Annotated in this window: 24 protein-coding genes and 1 tRNA gene; 6 read left to right on the forward strand and 19 right to left on the reverse strand. The window is 64.7% G+C overall.

What is annotated here, in order from left to right; all coding sequences use genetic code 11:
- Positions 1 to 10 precede the first annotated feature (10 nt).
- From hisC to U5A57_RS01960, 8 genes are all read right to left on the reverse strand, one after another.
- On the reverse strand, positions 11 to 1,078 hold the full coding sequence (hisC, locus tag U5A57_RS01925; RefSeq protein WP_321907667.1) for a histidinol-phosphate transaminase: 1,068 nt from the start codon (positions 1,076 to 1,078) through the stop codon (positions 11 to 13).
- A 15-nt stretch (positions 1,079 to 1,093) separates the two neighbouring features.
- Positions 1,094 to 1,696: an aminoacyl-tRNA hydrolase gene (pth, locus tag U5A57_RS01930; protein ID WP_321907670.1), complete on the reverse strand. Its 603-nt coding sequence runs from the start codon at positions 1,694 to 1,696 to the stop codon at positions 1,094 to 1,096.
- 149 nt (positions 1,697 to 1,845) lie between these two features.
- On the reverse strand, positions 1,846 to 2,454 hold the full coding sequence (locus U5A57_RS01935) for a 50S ribosomal protein L25/general stress protein Ctc (RefSeq protein WP_321907671.1): 609 nt from the start codon (positions 2,452 to 2,454) through the stop codon (positions 1,846 to 1,848).
- Between the two features lie 166 nt (positions 2,455 to 2,620).
- The gene (locus tag U5A57_RS01940; RefSeq protein WP_321907823.1) at positions 2,621 to 3,577 is read right to left on the reverse strand and encodes a ribose-phosphate pyrophosphokinase; all 957 of its coding nucleotides are present in this window, start codon (positions 3,575 to 3,577) and stop codon (positions 2,621 to 2,623) included.
- Between the two features lie 89 nt (positions 3,578 to 3,666).
- Positions 3,667 to 3,743: transfer RNA gene (locus U5A57_RS01945), tRNA-Gln, on the reverse strand.
- Between the two features lie 50 nt (positions 3,744 to 3,793).
- Positions 3,794 to 4,696, reverse strand: a complete 903-nt coding sequence (ispE, locus tag U5A57_RS01950) for a 4-(cytidine 5'-diphospho)-2-C-methyl-D-erythritol kinase (RefSeq protein ID WP_321907672.1) — start codon at positions 4,694 to 4,696, stop codon at positions 3,794 to 3,796.
- A gap of 87 nt (positions 4,697 to 4,783) precedes the next feature.
- Positions 4,784 to 5,446: a lipoprotein insertase outer membrane protein LolB gene (lolB, locus tag U5A57_RS01955; protein WP_321907673.1), complete on the reverse strand. Its 663-nt coding sequence runs from the start codon at positions 5,444 to 5,446 to the stop codon at positions 4,784 to 4,786.
- Complete coding sequence (locus tag U5A57_RS01960; protein ID WP_321907675.1) at positions 5,446 to 7,281, reverse strand: tetratricopeptide repeat protein; 1,836 nt, start codon at positions 7,279 to 7,281, stop codon at positions 5,446 to 5,448. The genes lolB and U5A57_RS01960 overlap by 1 nt, the downstream gene beginning before the upstream one ends.
- Positions 7,282 to 7,403: 122 nt before the next feature.
- Here U5A57_RS01960 and mutM point away from each other — a divergent pair, with 122 nt between their 5' ends.
- Together mutM and mutY are read left to right on the forward strand one after the other, a co-directional pair.
- The gene (gene mutM, locus U5A57_RS01965; protein WP_321907677.1) at positions 7,404 to 8,234 is read left to right on the forward strand and encodes a bifunctional DNA-formamidopyrimidine glycosylase/DNA-(apurinic or apyrimidinic site) lyase; all 831 of its coding nucleotides are present in this window, start codon (positions 7,404 to 7,406) and stop codon (positions 8,232 to 8,234) included.
- Positions 8,235 to 8,249: 15 nt separating this feature from the next.
- Positions 8,250 to 9,383 (forward strand): A/G-specific adenine glycosylase, encoded by a 1,134-nt coding sequence (gene mutY, locus U5A57_RS01970; protein WP_321907678.1) that lies wholly within the window; start codon positions 8,250 to 8,252, stop codon positions 9,381 to 9,383.
- Between the two features lie 29 nt (positions 9,384 to 9,412).
- Here mutY and U5A57_RS01975 read toward each other — a convergent pair whose 3' ends face one another.
- From U5A57_RS01975 to kdsD, 11 genes are all read right to left on the reverse strand, one after another.
- On the reverse strand, positions 9,413 to 10,048 hold the full coding sequence (locus tag U5A57_RS01975; RefSeq protein WP_321907680.1) for an LON peptidase substrate-binding domain-containing protein: 636 nt from the start codon (positions 10,046 to 10,048) through the stop codon (positions 9,413 to 9,415).
- A 42-nt stretch (positions 10,049 to 10,090) separates the two neighbouring features.
- On the reverse strand, positions 10,091 to 10,984 hold the full coding sequence (gene rapZ / locus U5A57_RS01980) for an RNase adapter RapZ (protein WP_321907682.1): 894 nt from the start codon (positions 10,982 to 10,984) through the stop codon (positions 10,091 to 10,093).
- Between the two features lie 150 nt (positions 10,985 to 11,134).
- The gene (gene hprK, locus U5A57_RS01985) at positions 11,135 to 12,103 is read right to left on the reverse strand and encodes an HPr(Ser) kinase/phosphatase (RefSeq protein WP_028201859.1); all 969 of its coding nucleotides are present in this window, start codon (positions 12,101 to 12,103) and stop codon (positions 11,135 to 11,137) included.
- A gap of 171 nt (positions 12,104 to 12,274) precedes the next feature.
- Positions 12,275 to 12,730: a PTS IIA-like nitrogen regulatory protein PtsN gene (gene ptsN / locus U5A57_RS01990; RefSeq protein WP_028201860.1), complete on the reverse strand. Its 456-nt coding sequence runs from the start codon at positions 12,728 to 12,730 to the stop codon at positions 12,275 to 12,277.
- A 363-nt stretch (positions 12,731 to 13,093) separates the two neighbouring features.
- Positions 13,094 to 13,450 (reverse strand): ribosome hibernation-promoting factor, HPF/YfiA family, encoded by a 357-nt coding sequence (gene hpf, locus U5A57_RS01995; RefSeq protein WP_028201861.1) that lies wholly within the window; start codon positions 13,448 to 13,450, stop codon positions 13,094 to 13,096.
- A gap of 173 nt (positions 13,451 to 13,623) precedes the next feature.
- Positions 13,624 to 15,141, reverse strand: a complete 1,518-nt coding sequence (locus U5A57_RS02000) for an RNA polymerase factor sigma-54 (RefSeq protein WP_321907684.1) — start codon at positions 15,139 to 15,141, stop codon at positions 13,624 to 13,626.
- Positions 15,142 to 15,419: 278 nt separating this feature from the next.
- The gene (gene lptB, locus U5A57_RS02005) at positions 15,420 to 16,211 is read right to left on the reverse strand and encodes an LPS export ABC transporter ATP-binding protein (protein WP_321907686.1); all 792 of its coding nucleotides are present in this window, start codon (positions 16,209 to 16,211) and stop codon (positions 15,420 to 15,422) included.
- Positions 16,208 to 16,897: a lipopolysaccharide transport periplasmic protein LptA gene (gene lptA / locus U5A57_RS02010; RefSeq protein WP_321907687.1), complete on the reverse strand. Its 690-nt coding sequence runs from the start codon at positions 16,895 to 16,897 to the stop codon at positions 16,208 to 16,210. Before lptA ends, lptB begins: the two co-directional genes overlap by 4 nt.
- A gap of 31 nt (positions 16,898 to 16,928) precedes the next feature.
- Complete coding sequence (gene lptC, locus U5A57_RS02015) at positions 16,929 to 17,528, reverse strand: LPS export ABC transporter periplasmic protein LptC (RefSeq protein WP_321907689.1); 600 nt, start codon at positions 17,526 to 17,528, stop codon at positions 16,929 to 16,931.
- A complete protein-coding gene (locus U5A57_RS02020) occupies positions 17,525 to 18,079 on the reverse strand; it encodes an HAD family hydrolase (protein ID WP_321907691.1) in 555 nt (184 codons plus the stop codon). Before U5A57_RS02020 ends, lptC begins: the two co-directional genes overlap by 4 nt.
- Positions 18,079 to 19,065 (reverse strand): arabinose 5-phosphate isomerase KdsD, encoded by a 987-nt coding sequence (gene kdsD / locus U5A57_RS02025; RefSeq protein WP_321907693.1) that lies wholly within the window; start codon positions 19,063 to 19,065, stop codon positions 18,079 to 18,081. The genes U5A57_RS02020 and kdsD overlap by 1 nt, the downstream gene beginning before the upstream one ends.
- A 208-nt stretch (positions 19,066 to 19,273) precedes the next feature.
- Between kdsD and U5A57_RS02030 the strand changes: the two genes are divergently transcribed.
- The 4 genes from U5A57_RS02030 to U5A57_RS02045 all read left to right on the forward strand — a co-directional run bounded on the left by U5A57_RS02030 (position 19,274) and on the right by U5A57_RS02045 (position 23,499).
- Positions 19,274 to 21,286, forward strand: a complete 2,013-nt coding sequence (locus U5A57_RS02030; RefSeq protein ID WP_321907695.1) for a cation:proton antiporter — start codon at positions 19,274 to 19,276, stop codon at positions 21,284 to 21,286.
- Between the two features lie 111 nt (positions 21,287 to 21,397).
- Complete coding sequence (locus U5A57_RS02035) at positions 21,398 to 21,964, forward strand: adenine phosphoribosyltransferase (RefSeq protein ID WP_321907697.1); 567 nt, start codon at positions 21,398 to 21,400, stop codon at positions 21,962 to 21,964.
- Between the two features lie 32 nt (positions 21,965 to 21,996).
- Positions 21,997 to 22,611 carry a LysE family translocator gene (locus U5A57_RS02040; protein WP_321907698.1) on the forward strand — a complete coding sequence of 205 codons (615 nt, stop codon included), beginning with the start codon at positions 21,997 to 21,999 and terminating at the stop codon, positions 22,609 to 22,611.
- A gap of 18 nt (positions 22,612 to 22,629) precedes the next feature.
- Complete coding sequence (locus U5A57_RS02045) at positions 22,630 to 23,499, forward strand: NUDIX hydrolase (RefSeq protein ID WP_321907699.1); 870 nt, start codon at positions 22,630 to 22,632, stop codon at positions 23,497 to 23,499.
- Positions 23,500 to 23,513: the final 14 nt, after the last annotated feature.

A 23,513-nucleotide genomic window follows, 5' to 3' on the forward strand; every position in this document is an offset into this window, starting at 1 on the left:
TGCCGTCTTCTTACGCGACGATGGCCTTCAATGCATCGACGAGCGTGTCGCATTCGGCATCGGTGCCGATCGAAATGCGCAGATGCTGGTTCACGCGCGGCGCGTTGAAATGGCGCACGAAGATCTCTTTTTCACGCAGTTTGGCCGCAATTGCCGCCGCGTCGTGCGCAGGGTGCTTCGCAAACACGAAGTTTGCCGCTGAAGGCACCACTTCGAAACCGAGCGCCGAGAGCGCGGCCGTCAGACGCTTGCGGCTTGCGATCACGCGCGCGCTTGTCGTCTTGAGCCATTCGGCGTCTTCGTACGCGGCCGTCGCGGCGGCTTGCGCCAGACGGTCGAGCGGGTACGAGTTGAAGCTGTCCTTCACGCGGTTGAGCGCGTCGATGAGATCGGGCTGGCCGAACGCGAAGCCCACGCGCATGCCCGCGAGCGAGCGCGACTTCGAAGTCGTGTGCACGACCAGCAAGTTGGGATAGCGGTCGATCAACGCAATGGCCGATTCGGCGCCGAAATCCACATAGGCTTCGTCGACGACCACCACCGACTCCAGGTTCGCCGCGACAAGACGCTCGATTTCCGCGAGCGGCAGCGCGTGACCCGTGGGCGCATTCGGATTCGGGAAAATCACGCCGCCATTGGGCTGCAGGTAATCGTCGACGTTGATCGTGAACTGCGCGGTAAGCGGCACCGTACGGTACTCGACCTCGTAGAGCCGCGCGTAGGTCGGGTAGAAGCTGTACGTGATGTCCGGAAAGAGGATCGGCTTGTCGTGCTTGAGCAGTGCCTGGAATGCGTGGGCGAGCACCTCGTCCGAGCCGTTGCCGACGAACACCTGGTCCGCGCGGATACCGTGATGCGCGGCCACAGCGGCGCGCAGGCGCTTCGCGACGGGATCGGGATAGCGGCGCAGCGACTCGCCCGTTTCGCCGAGCTCGTGGCGGATCGCCTCGAGCACGCGCGGGGAGGGCGCGTAGGGGTTCTCGTTGGTGTTCAGCTTGACCGGCTTCGCGAGCGCGGGCTGTTCGCCCGGCACGTAAGGCACGAGCCGGTTGACGATGTCACTCCAGTAACGACTCAAGACGCTCTCCTTGTTTCAACCATTGCGATGCAACTGCATCACCGCGCGTTCGGCCTCGCCCTTCACGAACGTCGGCATCACGGCGAGCGCGCGCTCGATCGAGGCGTCGATCACATCCTGCTCTTCGCGGCGCGGCGGCTTGAGCACGAAGTTCGCGACATCGGGCTTGGCGCCTGCGCGCGCGCCCTCGGGAATCAGATCGCGCGGATGGCCGATGCCGATGCGCAAACGCCAGTACTGCTGCGTCGACAGATGCGCGGAAATATCCTTCAAGCCGTTGTGTCCGCCGCTGCCGCCGCCGAGCTTGAGCTTGACGGTGCCGGGCGACAGATCGAGCTCGTCGTGCGCGACGAGGATCTCGTTGGGCAGGATCTTGTAGAAGTTCGCGAGCGCGACGACCGACTGCCCCGAGCGGTTCATATAGGTCTGCGGCTCGAGCAGATGCACTTCCTCGCCGTAGAGGCGCGCCTTCGCATAGTGGCCGTGGAAGCGCCGCTCGTCGCGCAGCGTCGTGCCGGCTTCGCGCGCGAGCTGGTCCACGAGCCAGAAGCCCGCGTTGTGGCGCGTCGCCGTGTATTCGGCGCCCGGATTGCCGAGCCCGACGATCAACCTGATCATTGTGGTGTTCCGCCTGCGGAAATCAGTCAGTCGACCCGCAAGTGTACGAAAAAGTGCGAAAAAAAACCCGCCGGGGCGAACCGCGGCGGGTCACGTCGTCCGTTTCAGGGAAACGGATCGAGAGGATCGGCTCGTTGAAGCCGCTGCGCTTACTCAGCAGCCGGCGCTTCTTCGCCTTCAGCAGCCGCCTGGGCGCCAGCCGGCACGGGTGCCGACGCGACGACCGGGTTTTCGCTCTCAACGTGCGGGACCAGCGTCACGCCTGCGGGCAGGGTGATGTCCTTGGCGTGCAGCGATTGGCCGGCTTCGATCTTGGCGAGGTCGACTTCGAGGAATTCCGGCAGTTGGCCCGGCAGACACTGGATTTCGATTTCAGCCAGAACGTGCGAGATGATCGCGCCACCCAGCTTCACAGCCGGGTTCGTTTCCTGGTTCATGAAGTGCAGCGGCACCTTCGTGTGGATTTTCTTGTTCGGATCCACGCGTTGGAAATCCACGTGCAGCACGAGCTGACGGAACGGGTGGTATTGCACGTCGCGCAGCAGAACTTGTTGCGACTTGCCGGCCACTTCGAGGTCGAGGATCGACGAGTGGAAGGCTTCCTTCTTCAGGGCGTGCCAAAGCGCGTTGTGGTCGAGTTCGACCAGTTGCGGCTCCGAACCAACACCGTACACGATGCCAGGGGTCTTGCCAGCATTGCGCAGGCGGCGGCTCGCACCCGTACCTTGCAGGTTACGCTCGAAAGCGATGACTTTCATTTGATTCTCCAATGCACTGCCCGCGACCAGGCAGTAAAACGGGGCCTTTCCAGCCATTGCCTTGTGAGGCCCCCAGCGATGCAGCGCGAACCTTCGTCCGTTCGCGCCGATTACGTGCAAAAGCGCGGCGCTCTTGCGAACACCGCGCCTTGCGCGTCAATTCTGATCAGCTTTCCGCGAAGAGCGACATCACCGAGTCGCCGCGACGGATACGCGAGAACGTTTCGGCAAGAAGTCCTGCGCTCGTGAGCGCGCGGATCTTCGCGCACGAACGCGCTTCGGCGCCCAGCGGAATCGTGTCGGTCACAACCAGTTCGTCGAGTGCCGAAGCAGCGATACGCTCGCCTGCGCCACCCGAGAGAACCGGGTGCGTGGCGTAAGCGAAGACCTGCTTCGCGCCGCGTTCCTTCAGCACTTGCGCTGCCTTGCAGAGCGTGCCGGCGGTGTCGACCATGTCGTCCATGATCACGCAGGTGCGGCCTTCGACTTCACCGATGATGTTCATCACTTCGGCGACGTTCGCCTTCGGACGACGCTTGTCGATGATCGCGAGATCGCAGCCGAGTTGCTTGGCGAGCGCACGGGCGCGCACCACGCCGCCGACGTCCGGCGAAACGACCAGCAGGTTCTCGTGATTCTGCTTGCGCAGATCGCCGAGCAGCACGGGCGTTGCGTAGATATTGTCGACGGGAATATCGAAGAAGCCCTGAATCTGGTCGGCGTGCAGATCCATCGTGATGATCCGCTCGACGCCGGCGATTTCCAGCATGTTCGCCACGACCTTCGCCGAGATGGCGACGCGCGCCGAACGGGGGCGGCGGTCTTGACGGGCATAGCCGAAGTAGGGGATAGCGGCTGTGATCCGGCCTGCGGATGCGCGCTTGAGCGCATCGACCATGATCATCAGTTCCATCAGGTTGTCGTTGGTCGGTGCGCAAGTCGACTGAAGGACGAAGACGTCCTTGCCACGCACGTTTTCCTGGATTTCGACCTGGATTTCACCGTCGGAAAAACGGCTAACCATAGCCTTACCGAGGGGAATACCGAGGATCTTGACGACTTCCTGGGCAAGCGCGGGATTCGCGTTGCCAGTAAAAACCATCAGGCCGTCATGGCTGCTCATCATGCACCTGCTGCGGACTTGGGGGGCGGAGAGGAACTACTTAGGCGAACTGCCCTGGGTAACCCACAGAGCGAACTGCCTGGAATTTTTGGCAGGGGAGGAAGGACTCGAACCCTCGCATGCCGGAATCAAAATCCGGTGCCTTAACCAACTTGGCGACTCCCCTACACTCAACTTCGAGCCTGGCTGACCGGTAGGTCGATCAACCACGCAAAACTATGCCGCGAAAGCGAAGAGTGGATGTGTATTCAGACTCGAGGCTACCGCGCTTCTCCAGTCCGGTTGTTCCGCAAGCAGTTTGGCTTGTGCCGATTCTGCTTCGGACCGACTGGCGAATGCTGCAAAAACGCTGGCACCCGATCCGGTCATCCGCGCTGGTGCGATGCTATTCGAGACACGCTCAAACCATCGAAGCACCTGCGCTACTTCCGCGTATTTTCCTGCGACAACCGCTTGCATGTCGTTATGGCCGAAGCTTTCTGGCCATCCGTTTTGCGTTGCTTGCTGTGCAAGAAAGACTGCTATTGTGCAGGCCTTTGTGTCCCTTGTCAACGATTTTTCTGAAAAAATCTCGGCAGTAGGAACATGAACCCGCGGCGTCACAACCAAAAAATGACGCGGGGGCAATTGTACAGCCTCCAATGCTTCTCCAACACCCTCCGCGAATGCATTTTTCCCGAACACGAAGAAGGGTACGTCCGCGCCCAGCTTGAGTGCGAGTGCCTGCAGTTCTTCGCGCGGCAAGTTGAGTTTCCAGAGGCGGTTGAGCGCGAGCAGCGTCGTGGCCGCGTCCGAGCTGCCGCCGCCAAGACCGGCGCCCATTGGCAGCCGCTTTTCGATATCGATCTCGACGCCTTCGCTCGTGCCCGTGTGTTGCTTGAGCAACGTGGCTGCGCGCACGGTGAGGTCATGCTCGGCCGGCACGCCTTCCACTTCTACGGTGCGCGTGATGCGGCCGTCCTGGCGACGCGTGAAATGCAGCGTGTCGCCCCAGTCGAGCAACTGGAACACGGTCTGCAGATCGTGATAGCCATTGGGGCGGCGACCCGTGATGTGCAGGAAGAGATTGAGTTTCGCGGGCGCTAGGCAGTCGCGCAGCGAGTCCTGGGTTTCGATCATGATGCTTTACGGATGCCTGAATCCTGGCCGGCGCATGCCGGCCAGATATTGCTGAAGAGAGACAGTAACTGACAGTAACCGGCGCGCTTACTGGTCGAGCACGAGCTTGATCTGGAGCGGCGGATCTTCGCGCGTGAGATTGACGCGCTTCACGCCCGTGCCCGGCGTGTCTGCATAGGCGACGTAATCGATGGTCCAGCCGTCCTGCTCGATCTGCGAAAGCCGCTGCGGATTCTGCGGATCGGGCGTGGTGCGCGCGTGCGACGAGGGCGCAACCGATGGCTGCAGCCAGTAGCGCAGCCCTTCCACGGGCAGTGCGAAGCCGAGCGCCTGCTGCATGAGCGTGCTCACGTTGTCGGCCGTTAGCGGCTGACGGTTGGGCAGTTCCAGCGTGGCTTGCGACGGCGCGGACGTGACGAGCGCGAGCGTTTGGCCGAGCGGATTGAGCAGTTGCAGCGTCACCGTGGAGTCGGTCTCGCGCCAGTCGAAGTTGCCGTACGCGTTGCGCTGCTGGCCGTTCTGGTCGACGTACTGCACAGCGAAACGGCCATGATAGGCGCGGCTCGTTTGTGTAGTCAGCGAGGTCGTGGCGTTCGAGGTGGACGGCTGGCGCGGCGGCTGTTGCGTGGCGCAGCCCGCGAGTACAAGGAGCGCTGCCGCTGCTGCGCCAAGCGACGCGCGCCGCACAAAGCGGGCGGCGCGCGCAGCGGATAGTGCCTTTGAGGAAACCGAAGTGAAAAAATCTGCCATCAGAGATCGTTGACCTGGAGGCGCTTGAGCGTCTTCAGGAGCGTGTCGTTGTCGGGTTCGAGCTTGCGGGCCTCGCGCCACGCTGCGCGTGCGCCGTCCTGGTCGCCGTTCTTCCAGAGCACTTCGCCGAGGTGCGCGCCAATTTCCGCGTTCGGCTGGAGACTGTAGGCCTTGCGCAAGAGCTTGATCGCGTCGGCATTGTCGCCCAGGCGGTATTTCACCCAGCCCACGCTGTCCATGATGAACGCGTCGTCCGGGGCGAGCGCCGAGGCTCTTTCAACCAGCTTGTCGGCTTCCTGCAGGCGCTGGTTGCGGTCCGCGAGTGAGTAGCCGAGCGCGTTGTAGGCCTGCGGATTGTCAGGCTGCGTCTTGATCAGCTTGCGCAGTTGCGCTTCCATGATGTCGTAATGGCCGTTCTTTTCCGCGGCCATCGCGTAGTCATAGGTGAGGTCCGGGTCGTCCGGGAAGTCGGCGGTCGCCTTCGCGAGGCGTGCCTCGGCTTCCGGGTAGCGCTTCGCGTCGAACAGGATCGCGGCGTCGGTGCGCGCGATCAGCGCCTGGTCGCGCGGATCTTCGGCTTGAATGCTCGCGAGCTGGCGGCGCGCGTCGTCGGTCTTGCCTTCCTTGTCCAGGATTTGCGCACGCGTGATCTGGGCCGGCACGTACTGCTGGCTGCTCGGCTGGATCTTGTCGAGCCACTTCTGCGCACCGGCATCGTCCTTCTGCTCGACCGAGAGTTGCGCGAGGTAGATATAGGCCTGACCGGGGTCCGCGGCCGGATTCTTCTCGGCCAGTTGTGCGTATTGCGTCAGATACTTCTGCGCAGCGTCGAACTTCTTCTGCTGCACGCTGATGAGCGCAAGCGCCATGAGCGGCATCAGGTCGTTCGCGTTCTCCTTGTGCAGGATCTCGAACTGCTTTTGTGCGTCGTCGAGTCGGTCGGCGGCGAGATACGTTTGCGCGAGTGCAAGACGGCCTTCGCGCGACTTCGGGTTCTGCTGGACGTACTTCTCGATCGACGCAATGCCTTCGGCACGCTCCTCCGGCCCCATCTGCGCGAGCATCAGCGCGGCGGGAAGGTAGTCGGGCTTGAGCGCGAGCGCCTGCTCGAACGACTTGCGCGCGCCGGGCACGTCGTCGGCGAGCAGTTGCTGGCGGCCGATCGCGAGCTGCGCCTCGGGGCGGTTCAAGTCGTCCTTGAGCAGCGTCTTGAGCACATTCAGGCCGCCCACGCGATTCGGGCCGCGCGACAGCAGAAGCTGCAACGAGAGGATGGCCTGGCCGCGGCTGTCAGCCGGGACTTTCGCCAGTTCGCGCGCGAGCAGCGGCTGGGCGTCGTCGGGCTTGCCGGCGAGCACGAGCAGCGAGGCGTCGAGTTGCGCGGCGCGCTCGGAGTCGGGCGCGTACTGCTGCCAAAGCTGGACCGCGGTCAGTGCGTCAGAAGGGCTTTGCGCCGCGAGCGCGATTTCGGTCGCGCGCTGCGCCATGCGCGGGTCGTGCGTGTCGCGCGCGAGCGCGAGATACGTTTGAAAGGCGGGCGCAGGCTGGTCGCGTTGCAATGCGATTTCCGCGGCGAGCACCTGGAAGACGATCTGGCTCGACAGCGGTACGCTCGGCAGATCCTTCTTCTCGTCGGGCGAGGCGGGACCGAAAGCGTCCGGCATGGTGACGGAAGTGTCGTCCGTGTCGGGGGACGGATCCTGCGCATACGCGCTCGACGTGGTCAACGCCCAGGCCGCGAGAACAGCGGCCCCTACGAGGCGACGCGCGAAGGCGGCAGGCATGCTGGGCGTCGTGGGACGCTTCGCGAACAGCTTAACGAAAGACAGTTCCATGGAATTCCGTCGAATGTTTCGGTCGATTGTAACGCGCTGGCTACAATACGCGCACAACGCGCACACACGTTTACGCAAGTTGCAGACCAACCCGGACCAGCATCGGAATCAGGCCGCCAGACATGCCAGAGTTGCCAGAAGTTGAGGTTACCCGAAGGGGGATCGAACCGTGGGTCGCGGGCCGCCGCGTTGAGCGTGTGGAGGTGCGCAACCCCTCATTGCGCTGGCCTGTGCCGGCCACGCTCGCCCGTACGCTGCGCGGCCGCACGATCCGTTCCGTTGGCCGGCGCGGCAAATATTTGCTGTTCGAGGTCGACGAAGGCTGGTTCATCGTGCACCTGGGCATGACCGGCACGCTGCGCGTGCTGCGCAATCTGCCCAAGCCTCCGGCCGCTGAGAAGCACGACCACGTCGACTGGTTCTTCGACGATTTCACGCTGCGCTTTCGCGACCCGCGCCGTTTCGGCGCCGTGCTCTGGCACCCGCGCGAAGCGGGCGACGTGCTCGGGCATCCGCTGCTGGCGGGGCTCGGCATCGAGCCGTTCACGCCGGCCTTCGACGGCGCGCTGCTCTTTCGCGAGACACGCGGGCGCAAGGTCGCCGTCAAGCAGGCACTGCTCGCGGGCGACATCGTGGTGGGCGTCGGGAACATTTATGCGTCGGAGAGTCTGTTCCGCGCCGGTATCCGGCCGACGACCCCGGCCGGGCGCGTTTCGCTCGCGCGCTACGAACTGCTCGCGGACGCCGTGCGCGCCGTGCTCGCCTCGGCCATCGAGAAGGGCGGCAGCACGCTGCGCGACTTCGTCGGCAGCAACGGCCAAAGCGGCTATTTTCAGCTCGAATACTTCGTTTATGACCGCGCGGGCCAACCCTGCCGCGTGTGCGGCACGCCGATCAAGCAGATCGTGCAGGGCCAGCGTTCCACTTATTTCTGTCCGCGCTGCCAGCGGTAAGCACCAAGCTTTGACATGTACCGAACTTCGTCCACCTCCGCGCCGCTGCCGGCTGGCGCCTATCCCGCTGAACTGCTCACCGGCTTTGCGCCGCGCCTGATTGCCTGGCAGCGCGAGCACGGCCGTCACGATCTGCCGTGGCAGAACACGCGCGACCCGTATCGCATCTGGCTTTCGGAAATCATGCTGCAGCAGACCCAGGTCTCGACCGTGATTCCGTACTACGCGCGTTTTCTCGAGCGCTTTCCCACGGTCGAATCGCTCGCCGCCGCGCCCGACGACGACGTGATGGCGCTCTGGGCCGGCCTTGGCTACTATTCGCGCGCGCGCAATCTGCACCGCTGCGCGCAGGTGGTCGCGCAAACCCACGGCGGCAAATTTCCGTCGACGGTCGAGGCACTCGCAGAACTGCCCGGCATTGGCCGCTCGACGGCGGCGGCGATCGCATCGTTCGCGTTCGGCGCGCGCGAGACGATTCTCGACGGCAACGTGAAGCGCGTGCTTGCTCGCGTGTTCGGCGTGGAAGGCTTTCCTGGCGAAAAGCGCGTAGAGAACGCGATGTGGACGCTCGCCGAAACGCTCGTGCCGGGTCCCAAAGCGAGCGACGCCGATGTAAGCGCGTACACGCAAGGCTTGATGGATCTCGGCGCGACGCTGTGTGGGCGTGGCAAGCCCGACTGTGCGCGTTGCCCGTTTGCCGACGACTGCGTGGCGAATACGACGGGGCGTCAGCGCGAACTACCCGCCGCGCGCCCGAAGAAGACCGTGCCCACGCGGCGCACGTGGATGCTCGTGCTGCTCGACGGCGACGCGGTGATGCTGGAGAAGCGCCCCCCATCGGGTATCTGGGGCGGTTTGTGGAGCCTGCCCGAAGCGGCCGACGAACCCGCGCTCGCCGAGCGCGCGCGTGAGTTCGGCGTGACGCCTGAGCGTGCGGCCTCAAGCTCCACGCTCGCGCCGCTTACGCACACGTTCACGCACTTCAAGCTCGACATCGAGCCGCGCGTGATCGAACTGAAGCGCAACGTCGGGCCGCTCGAAGTGAACGATGGACAGAGCACATGGGTGTCGCTTTCCAATATCGACGCGTATGGGGTGCCTGCGCCTGTGCGCAAGCTGCTCGACGGATTGCGTGGACCGCTGATCTGAGTCAGCGAGAAAGCAGCGTCAACGTCGCATCAAAGCAGCTGATGCTGCTGCATGTAGTGATGCACGATTTCGATACGCGCGCCCGCGTCGTTCAGCTCCATGAGCTTCTGACGCGCGCGCAGTGCGATTGGCAGCACCTCGGCGAGACGGTTCGATACCCACGAGGGATCTCCGAAGCGAAACGGCTCAGCAAACGGCAGGCTCGCGGGATCGCGCTCGCGAATCGTCGCGATGATGCGTTCGAGCACTTCCGCGCACGCGCCGAACTGCGCGAGCTGCTTGCCGCCTTCTAGCGGTATGTCTTCGGGAATCAGTTCGGCCATGCCGACTAGCAGGCCGTCGGCTTCCACGCGATGCGAGAGCAGATGAAAGCGCTGCGTGCCATGTGCCTTGATGTGCAGCATGCCGACGGTTTCGACATCGCATTGCTCGATGAGCGCGAGGCAGCCAACGGACTCCGGCACGGCGGTCTCGTCGGGCTGTGCGACTTCGGCGCCGCTTTTGAGCAGACACACGCCGAACGGCGTGCGCTCGCGCAAGCACTCGCTCGCCATGTCCAGGTATCGCGCTTCGAAGATCTTGAGCGGCAGCAGGCCGCCAGGGAAGAGCACCGTATGCAGCGGGAACAGCGGCAAATCGGCAAGCACGGCAGGAGACGAGGACATGGCGCAACGCTTTCGGTTAAGGGCCGCGCGATGCGCAGCCGGTTAGGCGATCAGCCGTGACGACTCTCCGACATCGAGAGGCGCGTCGCGGTGACGCACGATAACGTTCGACTCGCCGGCAAAGCGCGTGGCGAGCGTCTGGGCGATGAACACCGAACGATGCTGTCCGCCCGTGCAGCCAATCGCAACGGTGAGATAGCTGCGGTTGTCGGCGCGAAAATGCGGCAGCCACTTCGCGACGAACGCATAAACATCGTCGATCATTTCGTGGACGGCCGGCTGCGCATTCAGAAAGTCGATCACGGGCTGATCGAGCCCGGTGAGCGGCCGCAGACGAGCGTCGTAATGCGGGTTCGGCAGCGTGCGAACATCGAACACGAGATCCGCGTCGAGCGGCACACCGCGCTTGAAGCCGAACGATTCGAACGTGAGCATGAGCGAGCCGCGCTCGCCTTCGACGAACACCTTCACCCACTGGCGAAGCGCGTTGGAACTCAAGTTGCTCGTGTCGACCTGATGGCCGAATTCGGCAAGGTTCGAGACGAGTTCGCGCTCGTGCTCGATGGCTTCTTCGAGCGACTTGAGCATGCCCACGTTCGCATCGTGTGCGGCGGAGCCTGAAAGCGGATGGCGGCGACGTGTTTCCGAGAAGCGCTGGATGAGCGACTGCGTGCTCGCATTGAGGAACAGCACGCGCACGTCGTGGCGAAGCGCCAGGTCGCGGATCATCTCCGGCATGTCGTCGAACGACGAACTCGAGCGCGCATCGATAGCAACGGCGAGGCGTTCGTAGCCGTCGTCGCTGAGATATTGCGCGAGTTGCGGAAGAAAGCGCGGCGGCAGATTGTCGACGCAGTAATAGCCGACGTCTTCGAGCGCATTGAGCGCCACTGACTTGCCGGAACCCGAAATGCCGGTGATCAGGATGATACGCATGGGAGAGTCGATGAACCCGATTGGGTCATCATAGCATCCGATCCGCGCGCCTGTATTGGCTCTCCGGGCCGCGGAGGCTTGTTTCGAGGGCGCGCGGCGTGAATCGCGCGCCTCGCCGGCCGCGCCTCGCCGGCCACGCGTCTTCGTGCGTCAGATCAGCTTGCCGGGAAACTGGCTGTCGGGGTCCTGCATGGCAAGACGCTGGCGGTCCATGAAGTCGCGCAGCGTGTCGATGCCGCGCAATTGCAGGATCGTGTTGCGCACGGCGGCCTCGACCAGCACGGCGAGGTTGCGGCCCGCGGCCACCTGGATCGTGACCTTGCTGATCGGCAGGCCAAGGACGTCCACGGTCTGGCTTTCCAGCGGCAGACGCTGGAACTCGCCGTCCGGGCGGCGCACGAGTTGCACGATGAGCTTGAGCTTCATCTTCCGGCGCACGGCCGTTTCACCGAAGATCGTCTTGATGTCGAGCAGACCCAGGCCGCGCACTTCGAGCAGATTCTGCAAGAGCGGCGGACAGCGGCCTTCGACGAAATCGGGGCCGAGGCGCACGAAATCCACTGCGTCATCGGCCACGAGGCCATGGCCGCGGCTGATCAGTTCCAGACCCAGTTCGCTCTTGCCGAGACCCGAGTCGCCCGTGAGCAGCACGCCCATGCCCAGAATGTCGAGAAACACGCCGTGCAGCGTCGCGCGCGGCGCGAGGATGCGCGACATGTAAAGGCGCAGGCTGTCGATGACGGTGGCCGCCGACATCGGCGTGGTGAAGAGCGGCGTGGACGAACGCGTACAACGCAGCACCAGCTCGGGCGGCGCGGTCATGCCGTCGGCGACCACGAGGAACGGCGGCTCGAGTGCGATCAGCTCGGCCATGTGACGCGAGCGGTCTTCGTCGGTTTGGCGCTGGTAGTAATGGATTTCGGCGTCGCCGAGCACCTGGATGCGGTTCGGGTGGATCAGGTTCAAGTGGCCGACGAGGTCCGCGCTCGCCGTGGCCGTGGCCACCGTTTCGGTCGAAAAGCCGCGTTCCCAGCCTTCGTGCCCCGTCAGCCAGCTGAGTTTCAGCGTGGTGGCGTTGTCGTCGAAGATGCTTTGGGCGTTGATGCTGGAAGTGTCCATGAGTCGGTGACTCCGCGAGATGACTCGCTTAACGGCTGACTAGATTGTGTGACCCGGTTGGCTCGCGGCTGCTTGCGCCTTGCGCTGCACCCCTGCAACGAGCTTCGCGCGCGCGCTCTTCGGCCGCGCGTACCCGCTCGCGCGCCCCGCGAGACGCCGCCGCGTATTACATCAAGGTTGCCACTGGGTGAGCAGGCGATGCAACGTTTCGCGGTCTTCTTCCGTATGGAGCCGCTCACGTGTTTCGCGATCCGACAACAGTTGTGCGATCTCGGACAGGATTTCAAGGTGCTGCTGCGTGGCCTGTTCCGGCACGAGCAGGAAGATGAGGAGCGAGACGGGCTGACCGTCTGGCGCTTCGAAGGCGATCGGCTCGGCGAGGCGCACGAAGGCGGCCTGCGGCTGCTTCAGGCCCTTGATGCGGCCGTGCGGGATCGCGACGCCTTCGCCGAGGCCCGTGGAGCCGAGTCGCTCGCGTGCGAAAAGATTGTCGGTAACCGTGCTGCGGGCGATGCCGTTCTGGTTTTCGAAGATCAGGCCAGCCTGTTCGAAGACGCGTTTCTTGCTGGTAACGGACAGGCCGACGACGACGTTCTCGATGGGAAGTATTTTGGCTAAACGATTCATGTTGGCAGGCGAAAACGTGGCCTGAATGCTCCACACCCCGACCGCTGCCCGCTTTGGCGGCAGCTTTGGATCTGGCGACGAAGCCCGGTGCCGGGACCGTGGGGACCTGTTGGTGCGAATTGCCCCGTTAGACCCCGTAATACGACTGGATCATTATAGAACAAGCGCTCACGCCGATGGTGCGATGCGCCACGCATGAGCGCAACCCTCGTGCTCCGGTTGCACCCAGCGGTAAAACCCTGCACTGCACCCACTCACGAAAAAGCCGCCCGGTTCGGGCGGCTTGGCCTCGTGGGGCGGAGGATCAACTATCGACTCCAGCCCCGGTTCATGGCGCAGATTGCCACAAGGAACACTGTGGGATCACTGCGGCGGGATTTCGATGATGGGCGCAGGCTGGTGCTTGATCGCCTCATGTTGATGTCCCTGCACGCGGTCTTTGTGACGTACGACCTGGCGATCGAGCTTGTCGACCACGAGATCGATGGCGGCGTACATGTCGCCGTTCGCGCTCTCCACAAATATGTCCTTGCCTTTCAGATGAAGGTTCACTTCTACCTTCTGTCTCTTATCCTTTTCCTTATGGTTGTCGACCGAGAGGACCACATTGCCATCGATTACCTGATCGAAATGTCTTAGCACCCTGTCCAGTTTGGTGATCACGTATTCTCGCAACGCTGGCGTTACTTCGAGATGGTGTCCACTGATCTTCAGATTCATAGTGCTTCTCCAGGCTAATGGCCGCGTAACGCGTGAAGTGCGGCAATGCCGGTCGACTGTCTGCCAGTGCGCGGCTCCCCGAAAGGCCTGCGACGGCGGGCTAACTCGGCCGGCCATGTCCGCCAACGGGCGTAGCGACCGGAAAACGCTTGCTCCGTGAAAGCCGGAACAAGCTAAAGAGACTTGCGCAGATTGACCGCTGGAATCTTCAACGCCTCACGATACTTCGCGACTGTGCGTCGCGCGACCACGAAGCCCTGTTCCGCCAGCAGTTCGGCGATGCGGCTGTCTGAAAGAGGGGATTTGGTGTTCTCGGCTCCTATGAGTTGCTTGATGAGGGCGCGGATGGCGGTGGACGATGCAGCGCCTCCGGTGTCCGTCGAAACATGCGATCCGAAGAAGTACTTAAATTCAAGTGTCCCGAATGGAGTCAGCATGTATTTACCGGTTGTCACACGCGAGACAGTTGATTCGTGTAGGCCCAGCGTATCAGCAATCTCCCTCAAAACCAAGGGGCGCATGGCGATTTCGCCGTGCACGAAAAAGTTCTTCTGACGCTCGACGATAGCCTGCGCGACACGCAGGATCGTCTCAAAGCGCTGCTGGATATTCTTGATCAGCCAGCGCGCTTCCTGCAGCTGTTGGCGCAGCGAACCGCTGCCAGGGTCGCCGCGGTTATTGCGCAGAATATTCGCGTACAGATGGTTGATGCGCAGCTTCGGCACCACCTCCGGGTTCAGTTCGGCATGCCAGTTCTGGCCGGCCTTCTTCACGATGATGTCCGGCACCACGTAATCGGCTTCGGCCTTGCCATACGACGCGCCCGGGAACGGCTCGAGCGAGCGGATCATCGCATGCGCATCGCGCAGCTCGTCGTCGCCCGTCTTCAGTTGCTTGCGCAACCGCGTGAAGTCGCGCGCGGCGAGCAGTTCCAGATGGTTCGACACGATCTCGAGCGCGAGCGTGCGCGTGGGCGACGAATTGACGCGCAGCAACTGCAACTTGAGGCACTCGGAGGCCGAGCGCGCACCCACGCCCGCGGGGTCGAAGCTATGCAGCAGCGCTAGCGCCGCATTGAATTCATCGACGTCGACTTCGAGCTCTTCAGGGATGTCGGCAAGAATTTCCTCACAAGTCGCGCTGAGGTAGCCGTCTTCGTCGAGCGATTCGATGAGGAACGTGATGAGCGCGCGGTCGCGCTGGCTCGCGTTCGTTTCGCGCAGCTGCGCCATTAGATGGTCGCGCAGCGTGGTGGTCGATTCGTGGATTTGCAGCGGCGGCAGGTCGTCGTCGTCGGAGGCGTTGCCGGAGCGGCCGTAGTCGTCCAGGTTCCACTGGCTCGCGTCGCCGTTCGAGTCGCCGCCGAGGCCGTCGTACTCATCCACGCCGCGCGGCTCGCTCTCGCTGTTTTCGCCGCTGCCGTTGGATGCCGTGGTCGACCCGGTCGCGCCCTGCATCGGCTCCGCGCCCGAAGGCGTGGGCGGCTGCGCGATGACCGAGCCGTCTGCGGCCACGCGCAGCGGGCTCGCGATCCAGTCGTCCTCGTTCTCGAGCAGCGGGTTCTGCGCGATCGCCGTTGCGACCTCCTGCTGCAGTTCGAGCGTCGACAGCTGCAGCAGCCGGATGGACTGTTGCAGTTGTGGCGTGAGCGCAAGATGCTGCGAGAGGCGGAGTTGGAGGCTGGCTTTCATGGCGGTGTGCGAACCATTGTAAAGAGTTTGCCACGCGGACGAAACCACGGGACATTCGCAAAAACGAGCGTGTGCCGCGCTGCCGTGTGCCCGGAATTTGGTGCGCAAACAGGGTCGCCGCTCGCCCTGCCGTGCACCGTTTTGGGGGCAAGGTCGATACAGCGGAGTTACACGGGGAAACGCGAAAGATAAGGCCGGAAAAACGCGAATGCGGATCGCGCGCGCGGGCGGGCGCTGCGGTACTGCGGTGAGTGGGCGCGCGAGGCGCGCCCTGGAACTTACATGCGGAAGTGTTCGCCGAGATAAACGCGGCGCACGCTTTCGTTCTCGATGATCTCGCCGGGCGCGCCGGCCGCGAGCACGGTGCCGTCGCTGATGATGTACGCGTGGTCGCAGATGCCAAGCGTCTCGCGCACGTTGTGGTCCGTGATCAGCACGCCGATGTTGCGCTGCTTGAGGAACTTCACGATCTTCTGGATTTCCAGCACGGCGATCGGGTCCACGCCCGCGAACGGCTCGTCGAGCAGGATGAAGCTCGGATCGGTTGCGAGCGCGCGCGCAATTTCAACGCGCCGGCGTTCGCCGCCCGAGAGCGACAGCGCCGCGTTCTCGCGCAGATGCGCGATCTGCAGTTCGTCGAGCAGCGCTTCGGCACGCTCGGTGATGACGTCTTTCGACAGACGTTTGCCGTTGCCGTCCACCTGCAGTTCGAGCACCGCGCGGATGTTCTCCTCGACGGTGAGCTTGCGGAACACCGAAGCTTCCTGCGGCAGATACGAAAGACCGAGCGCCGCGCGCTTGTGAATGGGCAACAGGCTGATGGACTGGCCGTCGAGGTCGATCTCGCCGGCGTCGAGCGGCACGAGGCCCACGATCATGTAGAACGACGTGGTCTTGCCGGCGCCGTTGGGGCCGAGCAGACCGACCACTTCGCCGCTTTTCACGTCGAGCGAAACGTCCTTGACGACGGTGCGCGAGCCGTAGCGCTTCTTCAGGTTGCGCACGACGAGCGTGCTCGTCTTGCCGGCCAGCTGGCGGCCGTAGCTTTGGGGTGCGGTAACGGTATTCACTGTGGCGGCGCTTCCTGCAGCTTGGTGGACGGCGTGAGCGCTGCCGGGGCGCCGGCGGTCGGCTGTGCGCCGGTGGTGTTGCGCGGCGAGAGCATGGCGCGAACGCGGCCGCCCGGGTTGCCGGGACCTGCGACGTCCTTGCCCGACTTCGCCGTGTAGAAGTCGTTCTGGCCGTCGTACGTGACGACGCTGCCGTGGACCTGATCCATCACGGTGGAGAGGCCCTGCAGGCGGCGCACGGTGGCGCGCGTCGTGAGCGTGGTCAGGTCCTGCCTGCCGTCGTAGTCGATGCGCTCAGCCGTGCCGTCGACGTATTCGTCGAGGCCTTCGCGCTTCTGGCGGAAGTAGGCGAGCTTTTCGGCGGGCGTGCCCGGCGCGACGGTGCCGGTTGCGTACTGGTAGCCCTGCGGGTCCTGCGTCACGACGAGCTTGTCGGCCTTGATGAGGATCGTGCCCTTGGTGGCGACCACGTGGCCGGTGAAGACGGTCTGCTGCTTCAGATCGTCGTACGTCATGTTGTCCGCTTCGATATTGAGCGGCTTGTCCTTGTCGGCGCGCTCGGCGTGGGCCGCGGGCGCGAAGCCGGCGAACAGCAGCGCGCTGGCGAGCGCCATCAGCGCAGCGAAGCGTGCGCGGCGCGCGTCAGGCGAACGGCCGTTCAGTGGACGGGGAAGCGAATCGTTCATGCAATCGTGCCTTGCGTGGACGGCCCGGCGTTCAGGACGAGCCGCCGGAGTCAGCCGGGGCGATGGCTCCACGGACGTTGCCGAAGAGCTGGATGACCCGGGTGACATTGTTGTAGTTCATGCCGCTGGTGGCCGTCATGACCGACTGGCCGCGTCGAAGTTTAACCGGCTTTTCGGTCAGGATCACATCGTCATTCACGAGCACTTTGAAATGCTCGGAATCAGCCTGCATTTCCGGGTCGCCTGCGCCAGCCGCGCGCAGAATGCGCGCGTCGTCGTACAGATTGACGATCGAGGCGTCGGCGTTGACCGTGCCGCGCAGCCCGGTGGCCGTGACGATCGGCTTGCCGGGCTGGAATGCGCGCACGGCCGGGTTCGTGAGGTCGCTGTTCTCGTCGTCCTCGTAATGAACCATGTGCGTGGCGGTGAGCCGGTACTGCGTGGAGCCCGACTGGTCGAGTTCGGACACCGAGAAGTTGTCGGCGAAATAGTCGGGCGTATGCGTGAGCGCACGCGGCGCCGCCTCTTTTTCGCGCGGCTGGACGGCCTGCAGCAGCCACCATGTGAAACCGGCGAGCGCGGCGACGCACACGAGCGGCACGAGCGAGGTGAGGCGGAACTTCTGGTTCATCGCGGCATCCCGGCCAGCGGCGCGCAGGCCTCGGCGAGCAACGCGTCGTAATGGTTCTGCGCGCGCAGGATCAGGTCGGTGACTTCGCGCACGGCGCCGTGGCCGCCTACCTTGTCGGACACCCAGTGGGCGCGCGACAGCACGTCCGGATGGGCGTTGGCGGGGGCGGCGGCGAAGCCGCACTGGAGCATCACGCCGAGGTCGGGCCAGTCGTCGCCCATGTAGCCGCACGCTTCGGGGGCAATGCCCGTTTGCGAGAGCAGTTCGGCAAACGCCACGCGCTTGTCTTCCACGCCCTGCCACAGGTGCGTGATCTTCAGCTCCTTCGCGCGCACGGCGACGATTTCCGAGCGGCGCCCGGTGATGATGGCCGTGTCGATGCCGGCTTCGCGCAGGAGTTTCGCGCCGTGGCCGTCGAGCGAGTTGAACGCCTTCATCGTGTCGCCGGCGCCGGTGAAGAGCAGGCCGCCGTCGGTCAGTACGCCGTCGATGTCGAAAATCATGAGGCGCACACGCGCGGCGCGCGCGGTTGCGTCGAGTGGGGTAGCCATCAGATCACCTTCTTGGAAAACAGGTCGTGCATGTTGAGCGCGCCGATCAGCGTGCCCTCGGCATCGACGACCAGCATCTGATTGATGCGATGGCGCTCCATCAGTTCCACGGCTTCGACAGCAAGTTGATCCGGCCCGATGGTGCGCGGGCCTTTCGTCATGACCTGCGCGATCGGCAGGTCGCGGAAATCGCCCACGCGCTCGAGCACGCGGCGCAGGTCGCCGTCGGTGAAAATGCCGGCGACGTGGCCGTCGGCGTTGACGACCGCCGTCATGCCCATGCGCTTGGCCGTGAGCTGGAAGAGGGCGTCGCGTACGGTCACGTCGTCGCCCACCTTCGGGATTTCGTCGCCGGTGCGCATCACGTCGCGCACATAGGTCAGGAGGCGCCGGCCGAGCGCGCCGCCCGGATGCGAGCGCGCGAAGTCGTCGGCGCCGAAGCCGCGTGCGTCGAGCACCGCCACCGCAAGCGCGTCCGAGAGCGCGAGCGCCGCTGTCGTGCTGGCCGTGGGCGCGAGGTTCAGCGGGCAGGCTTCCTTCTCCACGCCGGCGTCCAGATGGACGTCGGAGAGCTGGCCGAGCGTCGACTGCGGGCGATTGCCCGTCATGCCGATGAGCTTCGCGCCGATGCGCTTGACGAGCGGCAGGATCGCCACGAGTTCTTCGGATTCGCCGGAGTTCGACAGGCCGATGAAGACGTCGTCCGCGGTGACCATGCCGAGGTCGCCGTGGCTCGCTTCCGCCGGATGCACGAAGAACGCCGGAGTGCCCGTGGAGGCCAGCGTGGCCGCGAGCTTGCGGGCAATGTGACCCGATTTGCCGATGCCGGAAACGACCACGCGTCCGCGGCAGCTGAGGATGAGGTCGACCGCGCCGACGAAGTTGTCGTCGAGCCGGTCGCGAAGCCCGCGCACGGCGTCCGCTTCGATGTCGAGCACGTCGCGAGCGAGCTTCAGTGCCCGGTCGCCATTGATTTTCGCTATCATCCGCGGAGTATAGCAAAGGCGTCTGCGCGCCGCGCCAGCGCCCCCAGCGCCCAAACCCCGTGCGCGAGCCGCCTGGCTTATCCAGCAAGCAGTTTCTCTGAGCCCTTCCCATGTAGCCGCCTTTGCGTCGATCATTGACCCGGCGCCGGGCAGAATTTGCATTGCCGCTCACGCAAACCGCGGCCGACGAACGAGGACGCTTCACACGATGATCTCCCCGCTGGAAATGACGCTGTTCCTGCTGCTCGCCTCGGTGGTTGGCGTCGTGCTCTTTCGTTATCTGAATCTGCCGCCGATGCTCGGCTATCTCACGGTCGGCATTCTCGTGGGCCCGCGCTCGCTCGGCATCGTGCCGGACACGCACGGCGCGCAGAACCTGGCCGAGTTCGGCGTCGTGTTCCTGATGTTCTCCATCGGCCTCGAGTTCTCGCTCTCGAAGCTGCGCGCCATGCGCCACGCCGTGTTCGGCCTCGGGCTCTCGCAGGTGCTCGGCACGATCGTGGTGGCGCTCGTGCTCGGGCTCGTGCTGGAGCCGTGGGTCCATATCACGTGGCAGGCGTGCGTGGCGCTGGGCGGCGCGCTCGCCATGTCGTCCACGGCCATTGTCAGCAAGATGCTTTCCGAGCGGCTCGAAATCGAATCGGAACACGGCCGCAACATTCTGGGCGTGCTGCTGTTCCAGGATCTGGCTGTGGTGCCGCTGCTCATCGTGATTGCGGCGTTCGGTGGCTCGTCGGCTTCGCTCGTCGAGTCGCTCGGCACGGCGGCCGTGAAGATCGTGCTCGCGCTCGGCATTCTGCTCATCGTCGGGCAGAAGTTCATGACGCGCTGGTTCAACGTGGTCGCGCGGCGCCGCTCGCAGGAGCTGTTCGTGCTCAACGTGCTGCTCGTCACGCTGGGCGCGGCGTTCATCACCGACAAGTTCGGCCTCTCGCTCGCGCTCGGCGCCTTCATCGCGGGCATGCTGATCGCGGAAACGCCGTACAAGCACCAGGTGGAAGAGGACATCAAGCCGTTTCGCGACGTGCTGCTCGGCCTCTTCTTCGTGACCACGGGCATGCTGCTCAACCCGCACGTGATCTGGCAGCACCCCATCATGGTGGCGGCATTCTTCCTTGGGCCGCTCGTGCTCAAGGCCGTGCTCATCACCGCTCTCACGCGGATTTTCGGCGCTTCGCCGGGCGTGGCCATGCGCACGGGCCTCGGCCTCGCGCAGGCCGGTGAATTCGGCTTCGTGCTGCTGAACCTCATTCTCGACAAGCATCTCGTCGATGCCACGCTGCTCCAGGCGATCCTCGCGGCCATGCTGCTGTCGATGCTCGCCGCGCCGTTCCTGATCCAGAACGCGGACCGCATCGTGCTGCGCCTCTCCTCGACGGAATGGATGCAGCAGTCGCTGATGATGACGCGCATCGCCACGCAAAGCATCAAGCAAAGCGGCCACGTGATCGTGTGCGGCTATGGCCGCGCGGGGCAGAACCTCGCGCGCATGCTCGAATACGAAGGCCTCTCGTACGTGGCGCTCGACCTCGACCCGGACCGCGTGGCGGCTGCCGCGGCGGCGGGCGAGTCGGTGGTGTTCGGCGACGCGGCGCGCCGCGAGTCGCTCGTCGCGGCGGGCATCCATCGTGCGGCAGCCGTGGCGATCACGTATGCGAACACGCAATCGGCGTTTCGCGTACTCCATCACATCCACGAACTGGAGCCCACCTTGCCCGTGATCGTGCGCACGGTGGACGACGCCGATCTCGAACGCCTGCTCGCCGCGGGCGCGACCGAGGTGATCCCGGAGATCGTGGAGGGGAGCCTCATGCTCGCCTCGCACATGCTGGTGCTGATGGGCGTGCCGATGCGGCGCGTGGTGCGCCGCGTGGAGGAACTGCGCGACGAGCGCTACAGCCTCCTGCGCGGCTACTTCCACGGTACCGACGATGTGGGCGAGGACGGTCACGAGCAGGTGCGGCTACAATCCGTACCGGTCGACGAGCGCGCCGATGCCGTGGGCCGTACGCTCGCGGAACTGGGCCTGTACGAACTCGGCGTCGAGGTGACGGCGATTCGCCGCCACGGCATTCGCGGTGTGGAGCCGGACCCGTCGACGAGGCTGCGCGAGGCCGACATCGTCGTGCTGCGCGGTTTGCCCGAGCAGCTCGCGCAGGCCGAGGAGCGGCTTTCGCGCCATCGCAAGCCGGGCGCCGGCGCGGGCGCGGCGGCGGCCTGATACGCCGCCGCTGCTACGATCGCCGTCCCGTCTCGACATCGCGCCTTCGGGGTCCTGCCCCGTTTAAACCGTCCAACCGCTGTTCTTTACTAGTCATTACCCGGAGAAATCATGTCCAACGCACCTGCGAACCCGAGCGCCGAAGCCGCCCAGTTCGTGAAGAGCCTGATCCGCACGGTGCCCGACTGGCCTCAGCCGGGAGTGCAGTTCCGCGACATCACGCCGCTCATCGGCCATCCGAAGGGCCTGCGCGTGCTGATCGACCTGTTCGTCGAGCGCTATGTCGACGCGAAGCTCGACTACGTGGCGGGGCTCGATGCGCGCGGCTTCATCATCGGGCCGATCGTCGCTTACGAGCTGAACGTCGGTTTCATTCCGATCCGCAAGATCGGCAAGCTGCCGTACAAGACCGTCTCCGAAACCTACCAGCTCGAATACGGCGAAGCGACGGTCGAAATTCACGAGGACGCCTGCGGCAAGGACGACCGCGTCGTGATCGTCGACGACCTGATCGCCACCGGCGGCACCATGATGGCCGGCAAGCTGCTACTCGAACGCCTCGGCGCGAGCGTGGTGGAGGGCGCCGCGATCATCGACCTGCCGGATCTGGGCGGCTCGAAGCTGCTCACCGATGCCGGCCTGTCGCTCTTCACCGTGACCGCCTTCGGCGGCCACTGAAACCCGAACGCATCACGCCACGAGTCGATCTCATGCCGAATTTCGCGCTCTTTCTCGCCACGTCCATCGCCATTACCTTCGCGCCGGGCCCCGACAACCTTCAGGTGCTCGCGCGCGGCATTTCGCAGGGCCGCGCCGCCGGTCTCGTGGCCGCGCTCGGCTTCGCCGCGGGTGTGACGTTCCACATTACGCTCGCCGCGCTCGGCGTGGCCGCCGTGCTGCGCTCGTCGCCGCTCGCGTTCCAGATCCTCAAGCTCGCGGGCGCCGCCTATCTCGTGTGGATCGGCGTGAAGGCGCTGCGCAGCCAGGGCCTCGCCGCCGCCGGCGACCGGCCGCGCCAGCCGCTTGCCGCGATCTTTCGGCAGAGCGTGATCGGCAACATGATGAATCCGAAAGTGACGCTGTTCTTCGTCGTGTTCCTGCCGCAGTTCGTCGACTCGCATGGCGCGCAAAGCGTCACGCTGCAGATGCTCGAACTCGGCCTCGTGTTCATGGCGCAAACGGTCGTGGTGTTCTCGCTCTTCGGGCTGTGCGCGGGCACGATCGGCGGCTGGCTCAAGCGCCGCCCGCGCGCGGGCGTGTGGCTCGATCGTCTCGCTGGCCTCACCTTCATCGCCATCGGCATTCGCATCGCCCTGCGCGACTGATCTACGGAGTCCTGATCGATGACCTTGCCTTGCATTCTCGACGCGCGTCGTTTCGACGCCGGCACGCATCTGCCGTTTCATATCGGCGACGAGCGCGTGGGCTGGATACGCCAGAACGACGTGGCGCTGCTCGCACGCTGGCCCGACGTGTTCGAGATCGACGGCGATGCGGGCAGCGCGCGCGTGACGCTCGCCCCGCACTTCGATAGCGTCGATGCACGCAGCGCAGCGCTTGCCTCGGTGATCGGCGCACTCGCGGGGCAAGGGCACATTCCGGGCTGGCGCAACGAAACCTACGCGATCCGCAACGCCTTCGACGCGCCGCCGCTCGCCTTTATCGAACGCGCGGCCTCGCGCTTTTTCGGCACGATGACGTACGCGGTGCATCTGAACGGCATCGTAGAATACGCAGATGCCGTGTCGCCCGGCGCGCCGCAATTGTGGATCGCGCGGCGCAGCGACACCAAGGCGACCGACCCCGGCATGCTGGACAACGTCGTGGCGGGCGGCATCGGCTGGGGCTTCGGCATCGAGGCCACGCTCGTGAAGGAGTGCTGGGAAGAAGCGGGCATCGCCGAAGACCTCGCGCGCGCGGCGCGCGCGGGCCGCACCGTGCACGTGCTGCAGTCGCTGCCGGAAGGCACGCAGGCCGAGCAGATCTTCATCTACGATCTCGTGCTCCCGGCCGACTTCGTGCCGCACAACCAGGACGGCGAGGTAGGCGAGCATCGCCTCGCGCGTATCGACGAAGCCGCGCGCTGGATCGAAGAAGGTGCGATGACGGTGGACGCGAGCCTTGCAACGCTCGACTGCCTGCTGCGCCGCCAATGGATAGACGAAGACGCGTGCGAGGGCATTGCCGCGATCTTCGAACCGCCGACGCTGTGAAAGGGCGCCGGTTC

It is taken from the genome of Paraburkholderia sp. J11-2 (assembly GCF_905220185.1).
Taxonomy (GTDB): domain Bacteria; phylum Pseudomonadota; class Gammaproteobacteria; order Burkholderiales; family Burkholderiaceae; genus Paraburkholderia.